Genomic DNA, 6,643 nt, shown 5'->3' with positions numbered 1-6,643 from the left:
GTCCTGGGCGAGGGCGGGCGCGGAGAGTAGGAGCAGGGCCAGGGACCAGCGACGCATGGGACCTCCGAAAGAGCGCGGCAGCGTAGCAGAGGCCCGCGCATCCTGGACCTCCGAGCGGGCGGGCGTCGGACAGGACCTTCGAACGGCACAACGCACCGCGTGCATGTGAGGGCGGACGTTGGTATGGGGGGCGCCCGATGCCCAAGCGTACCGATATCCGGAAGGTTCTTGTGATTGGCTCGGGCCCGATTGTCATCGGGCAGGCCGTCGAGTTCGACTACTCAGGCACCCAGGCGATCAAGGCGCTTCGGGACGAGGGCGTGGAGGTGGTGCTGCTCAACAGCAACCCCGCCACGGTGATGACGGACCCAGAGTTCGCGCACCGCACCTACATTGAACCCATCACCGTGGAGGCGGCGGAGAAGATCCTCGCCGCTGAACGCCCGGACTCCCTCCTGCCGACCATGGGCGGGCAGACGGCGCTCAACCTGGCCAAGGCCCTGGCGGAGAAGGGCATCCTGGAGAAGTACGGGGTGCGCCTCATCGGCGCGTCGCTGGACGCCATCAACAAGGCGGAGGACCGGCAGCTCTTCAAGGCGGCCATGCAGAAGATTGGCGTGGCGCTGCCCCGCAGCGGCTACGCGACGACGCTGACGGACGCGATGGCGCTGGCGGAGGACATCGGCTTCCCGGCCATCATCCGTCCCTCGTTCACGCTGGGCGGCACGGGCGGCGGCATCGCGTACAACCGCGAGGAGTTCGAGGCCATCTGCCGCTCGGGCCTCAAGGCGAGCCCCACCTCCACCATCCTCGTGGAGGAGAGCGTGCTCGGCTGGAAGGAGTACGAGCTGGAGGTGGTCCGCGACTCGGCGGACAACGTCATCATCATCTGCTCCATCGAGAACCTGGATCCGATGGGCGTGCACACCGGTGACTCCATCACCGTGGCGCCCGCGCAGACGCTGACGGACCGCGAATACCAGCGCATGCGGCAGGCGTCGCTCGCCATCATCCGCGAGATTGGCGTGGAGACGGGCGGCTCCAACATCCAGTTCGGCATCCACCCGCAGGACGGCCGCATGGTCGTCATCGAGATGAACCCGCGCGTGTCGCGCTCCAGCGCGCTGGCGTCCAAGGCGACGGGCTACCCCATCGCGAAGATCGCCGCGAAGCTGGCGCTGGGCTACACGCTGGACGAATTGCGCAACGACATCACCCGCGACACGCCGGCCTCCTTCGAGCCGACGCTGGACTACGTGGTGGTGAAGGTGCCGCGCTTCAACTTCGAGAAGTTCCCCAAGGCGGACCGCACGCTGACGACGAGCATGCGCTCGGTGGGCGAGGTGATGGCCATTGGCCGCACCTTCCCCGAGGCCTACATGAAGGCGCTGCGCTCCATGGAGCTGGGGCGCGTGGGCCTGGAGTCGCCGGAGCTGCCCTCGGAGAAAGAGGAGCGGGAGAAGGTGCTGCGCGAGGGCCTGCGCGTGCCCCGGCCGGAGCGGCCGTGGTTCGTGTCCCAGGCGTTCCGCGAGGGCCTGACGGTGGATCAGGTGCACCAGCTGTCGCGCATCGACCCGTGGTTCCTGCGGCACATCGAAGCGCTGGTGCACGAGGCGCAGATGCTGGCGGACCACGGCCGGTTGGATCAGCTCCCGGACGACGTGCTCCGGCAGGCGAAGTCGCACGGCTTCTCCGACAAGTACCTGGGCAACCTGCTGGGCTACCCGGAGGAGGAGGTGCGGGCGCACCGGCACGCGCGCGGCATCCGGCCCGTGTTCAAGCGGGTGGACACCTGCGCCGCGGAGTTCGAGGCGTACACGCCCTACCTGTACTCCACCTACGAGGAGGAGGACGAGGCGCCGCCCACGGACCGGCAGAAGGTCCTCATCCTGGGCAGCGGTCCCATCCGCATCGGCCAGGGCATCGAGTTCGACTACGCGTGCGTGCACGCGGCCTTCGCGCTGCGCGAGGCCGGGTACGAGACGGTGATGGTCAACTGCAACCCGGAGACGGTGTCCACGGACTACGACACGTCGGACCGCCTCTACTTCGAGCCGCTGACGATTGAAGACGTACTGGAGGTGTCCCAGCGCGAGAAGCCGGTGGGCGCCATCGTGCAGTTCGGCGGGCAGACGCCGCTGCGCCTGAGCGTGCCGCTGGAGCACGCGGGGCTGCCGATTCTTGGCACGTCGCCGCAGGCGATTGACCGCGCGGAGGACCGCGAGAAGTTCTCCAAGCTGATTGAAAAGCTGGGCCTGACGCAGCCGGAGAACGGGGTGGCGCGCAGCCACGCGGAGGCCTTCAAGGTGGCCGAGCGCATCGGCTACCCGGTGATGGTGCGGCCGTCGTACGTGCTGGGCGGGCGGGCGATGGAGACCGTGTACGACGCGGCCAGCCTGGAGCGCTACATGCGCGAGGCGGTGAGCGCGTCGCCGGAGCACCCGGTGCTGATTGATCGCTTCCTGAAGGACGCCATCGAGGTGGACCTGGATCTGGTCGCGGACCGCACGGGGCAGGTGCTGATTGGCGGCGTGCTGGAGCACATCCAGGAGGCGGGCGTGCACTCGGGTGACGCGGCCGCGACGCTGCCTCCGCACTCGCTGTCGCCGGACCTGGTGGAGCGGATGAAGGACCAGGCCATTTCCATGGCGCGGGAGCTGGGCGTGGTGGGGCTGATGAACGTGCAGTTCGCCATCCAGGGGAAGACCATCTACATCCTGGAGGTGAACCCGCGCGCGAGCCGCACGGTGCCGTTCATCTCCAAGGCGACGGGCGTGCCGTTGGCGAAGATCGCCGCGCTCTGCATGGTGGGCAAGACGCTGAAGGAGCTGGGCCGCACGGAGGAGACGGAGTTCAAGCACGTGGCGGTGAAGGAGAGCGTCTTCCCGTTCGCGCGCTTCGCCGGGGTGGATGTGATTCTGGGCCCGGAGATGAAGTCCACGGGCGAGGTGATGGGCATCGCGGACGACTACGCGTCGGCGTTCGCCAAGAGCCAGCTCGCGGCGGGGGTGAAGCTGCCCAAGGCGGGGAGGGTGTTCATCTCCGTGAAGGACGAGGACAAGCCCGCGGTGGTGGACCTGGCCAGGCGCCTGCGCTCGATGGGGTTCACGCTGACGTCCACGTCCGGCACGCACGACTACCTGCTGACGAAGGGCATTGAGTCGCAGCGGGTGCAGAAGGTGAAGGAGGGCCGGCCGAACATCGTCGACAAGATCGTCGACGGGGAGATCGTCCTGGTCATCAACACCACCTTCGGCAAGCAGGAGATCAGCGACAGCTTCTCCATCCGCCGTGAGTCGTTGATGCACTCGGTGCCGTACTACACGACGGTGCAGGCGGCGCGCATGGCGGTGGGCGCGTTGGAGTCGCTGAAGCGCTCGGACCTCGCGGTGAAGCCGTTGCAGGAGTACCTGTACGGTGAGAAGGGCATTCCGCCGGGCCGTCGGTAGGGATTGGCAGGGCCGGGGGAGCGGGTGTTGAGCGCTCCTCCGGGGGCCGCTTTCACGCTGCCTCCCGCTGGTCGATGTTCCGGCGTCGGTTCGGGGCGCTTGCCGTCCGGCCCTCGCGAGAGGAGGCCGCTGATGCCAGTGCTACCTGTCCCCATGCCGAGCGAGACGCAGTCATGACCGACCTGGCCCTGCGCGAGTCCGAGTTCCTGCTTTACACCGCGCCCGATGGGGCGGTGAAGGTCGGCGTGCACTTCAGGGACGAAACCGCGTGGCTTACGCAGAAGGCACTGGCAGCGCTCTTTGGGGTCGGAGTGCCCGCCATCAACAAGCACCTGAAGGGCATCTTCGAGTCGGGGGAGCTTGCGGAGGCTTCAGTTATTTCCATTTTGGAAACAACTGCCGCGGACGGGAAGACCTACAAGACCCGTTTCTACAACCTCGATGCGATCATCGCCGTCGGGTATCGGGTCAACAGCTACCAGGCGACCCAGTTCCGCATCTGGGCCACCAAGACCCTGAGCGAGTTCATGCTCAAGGGCTTCGTCCTCGACGACGAGCGCCTGAAGCAGGGCAAGACGCTCTTCGGCAAGGACTACTTCGACCACGTCAGTTCGTTGACCTCGCCGTGGGCAACTCCACGATGAATGTCGCACCGTGCCCGGGCTCGCTCTCCGCCCACAGCCTGCCGTGGTGCGCTTCCACGATCTGCCTCGTGATGAAGAGGCCCAATCCCAGGCCTCCGTAGTGCCGGGTTGAAACCGCGCGGGTGAACTTCTCGAAGATGGATTTGAGGCTTCCCGGCGCGATGCCGATGCCTTCGTCCTTCACCGTCAGCCGGGCCTTGCCGAACTCCGCCTCCACGCGCAGCGTCACCGGGTGTCCCGCGCCGTACTTCAGCGCGTTGGAGACGAGGCTGGTCGTGACCTGCTCCAGCCGGTGCCGGTCCCAGTGTCCCACCACGCCGGGGAGCGCTTCGACCACCAGCTCGCAGCCCGCCTTCATCGCCTGGGGCCTGAATCCCTCCACCACCGTGTGCACCACGCTGGCCAGGTCCACGTCCTCCAGTTGCAGCGGCGCGGACGGCCCCGTGAGCTGCGTGACTTCCAGCAGGTCGTTGATGAGCGTGGTCATCTTCCGGATCTGCCCCGCCGCGCTCTCCGCGGTGCGCACCACGCGCTCGCGCAGCGACTCCAGCGAGGAGGCCGCCCGGGCGTCCCGCACGAGGGACTGGAGCTTGAGCTGCAAGGGCGTGAGCGGCGTCTTCAGCTCATGCGACGCCACCGCGAGGAACTCGTCCCGCAGGGACACCGCGTGCTGGAGCTGGGCCTGCGTCTCGCGCAGCTCGCTCACGTCCTGGTGCACGAGCAGCACCGCGGCGGGATGGCCGTGCTGGGCGGGCAGGGGCGCGGCCTCCACGAGCAGGGAGTAGCGCCCGGTGGGCGTGTGCCAGACGATGGGCGCCGCGTGCACCGGCTCGCCCCGTGCCGCGCGCACGCCCGGGACCTCCTCGCTGCGCAGCTCCCGGCCCGCTTCGTCCGTGAAGAGGTAGGTGCCCTTGTACCGCTCGACCCGCAGTCCTTCCGGGAACTCGCCCCCCGCCATGTCCCGGGCCGCCTGGTTCGCGAAGAGGGCGCGGCCAGTGCGGGGCTCCATCAACAGCAGGGCCACGGGCGTCCGGTCCAGCACCGCCTCCAGCCACTGCTGCTGGTTCTTGAGCGACGTGGCCCAATCCTGGAGTTTCTCCCGGGCCGCCACCCGCTCCGTCACGTCGATGGCGAAGGACAGCACGGAGTCCACCTGGCCGTTCACGTCGCGAAGGGGTTGGTAGGTGATGTCGAAGAGCCGCGTCGAAACCACCCCGTCCCCGGCATGGTCGAAGGCGACGGGCACCTCCTTCTGCGTCTGGGGCTGGCCGGAGGTGTAGGCCCGCTCCAGGAGGGCCGAGTAGTCCCGCCCCGCATCGTTCCGCAGGACGCGCAGCGAGGTGCCCGTCAGGTCGACCCCTTGCGACGCGCGACGGAACAAGGGATTCACCAGCGAGAACACCTGCTCCTTGCCCGTCACGATGGCGACGCCCGCGGGCGCGCTCATCAGCACCGAGCGGAGCCGCGCGCGCTCGGTCTCCACCAGCGCTTCGGCCTGCTTGCGCTCGGTGATGTCCTCCGCCGTGGACACCCACTCCCCGATGTCACCCGTGTCACCGAAGACGGGCACCGCCCGGCCCACCACGTTCCGGTAGCCTCCCGCGTGGAAGCGCAGGCGGAACTCGCCCTGGTAGGACTTGCGCGTGCGCAGCGCCTCCACCCACCCTCGCACCACGCGCTTGCGGTCCTCCGGGTGGATGGCCTGGAGCCAGCCCAGCCCCAGGTGCTCCTCGTGGGTCTGCCCGGTGAAGGCCAGCCAGCGCGGCGCGGGCTCGACCACCTCTCCCCGACTGTTGGTCGTCCACACGGGCTGCGCCATCGCCTCCACCAGCGAGCGGTAGCGTTGCTCGCTGACCTGGAGCGCGTCGTGCGCCTTGCGCTGCTCGGTGACCTCCGCCACGACGACGCCCGTGCCCAGCAGCACCCCTGAAGCCGTCCGCACCGGGTAGTAGCTGGCCAGGAAGTGGCGCTCCACCCCCACGGCCTTGGACGTCGTGCCCTTGATTTCAAAGGTCCGCGCCTCTCCCCCGTCCAGGATGTGCTGGTACTGGGGGCGCAGCGTGGACCACATCTCCGGGACGATCTCCTGCACCTTGCGGCCCAGGTGGGCGGCGCGCGGAATCCCGTTGAGCTCCGCCAGGGCGTCGTTGACCTCGACGAACCGCTGATCCAGGTCCACCACGGCAAGGCCCACGGGCGTGCACGCCACCAGGGTCTCGAGGAGCAGTCGCGAGTGCTCCTCGGTGATGCCCTCGGTGGCCACGCTGTCGAAGCTTGCGCTGGGGCTTTCCACGCTCGCCTCCTGGAGTCACGGCCTCCTCCTTCGCGAGCGGGGAAGCGGCGACCCGTGCCGCCGCCTTCCAACACCCGCAAATGGCCTGATCTGGAGGGTGTGCATTCCACGGGCGTCCTGGCAGCGACCCCCCACCCGGGAGCGAAGCCGCTGGCCGGCTGGTGCCCACGCCGTGTCTGAGCCGCTGCGTCCCTCCGTGAAATACAGTCCAGGAACCATGGCCCTTCTCCGCAAGCTCCTGCCCGCCAGCCTGCTGC

At 68.4% G+C, this 6,643-nt stretch carries 3 protein-coding genes; 2 read left to right on the top strand and 1 reads right to left on the bottom strand.

Annotation, left to right across the window (positions count from 1 at the left end):
* The first annotated feature begins 197 nt into the window (after positions 1-197).
* Complete coding sequence (carB, locus tag D7V93_RS34745) at positions 198-3,449, top strand: carbamoyl-phosphate synthase large subunit (protein ID WP_120647460.1); 3,252 nt, start codon at positions 198-200, stop codon at positions 3,447-3,449.
* Between the two features lie 173 nt (positions 3,450-3,622).
* On the top strand, positions 3,623-4,093 hold the full coding sequence (locus D7V93_RS34740) for a virulence RhuM family protein (RefSeq protein WP_208723254.1): 471 nt from the start codon (positions 3,623-3,625) through the stop codon (positions 4,091-4,093).
* Here the strand turns inward: D7V93_RS34740 and D7V93_RS34735 are convergent.
* Positions 4,056-6,386 (bottom strand): PAS domain-containing sensor histidine kinase, encoded by a 2,331-nt coding sequence (locus D7V93_RS34735; protein ID WP_120647459.1) that lies wholly within the window; start codon positions 6,384-6,386, stop codon positions 4,056-4,058. The genes D7V93_RS34740 and D7V93_RS34735 overlap by 38 nt on opposite strands.
* Positions 6,387-6,643: the final 257 nt, after the last annotated feature.

The sequence above is a fragment of the Corallococcus llansteffanensis genome (assembly GCF_003612055.1).
In the GTDB taxonomy this organism is placed as follows: Bacteria; Myxococcota; Myxococcia; order Myxococcales; family Myxococcaceae; genus Corallococcus; species Corallococcus llansteffanensis.
Note: the sequence above shows the minus strand (reverse complement) of the source record. Positions and strands in the feature narration are given on the sequence as shown.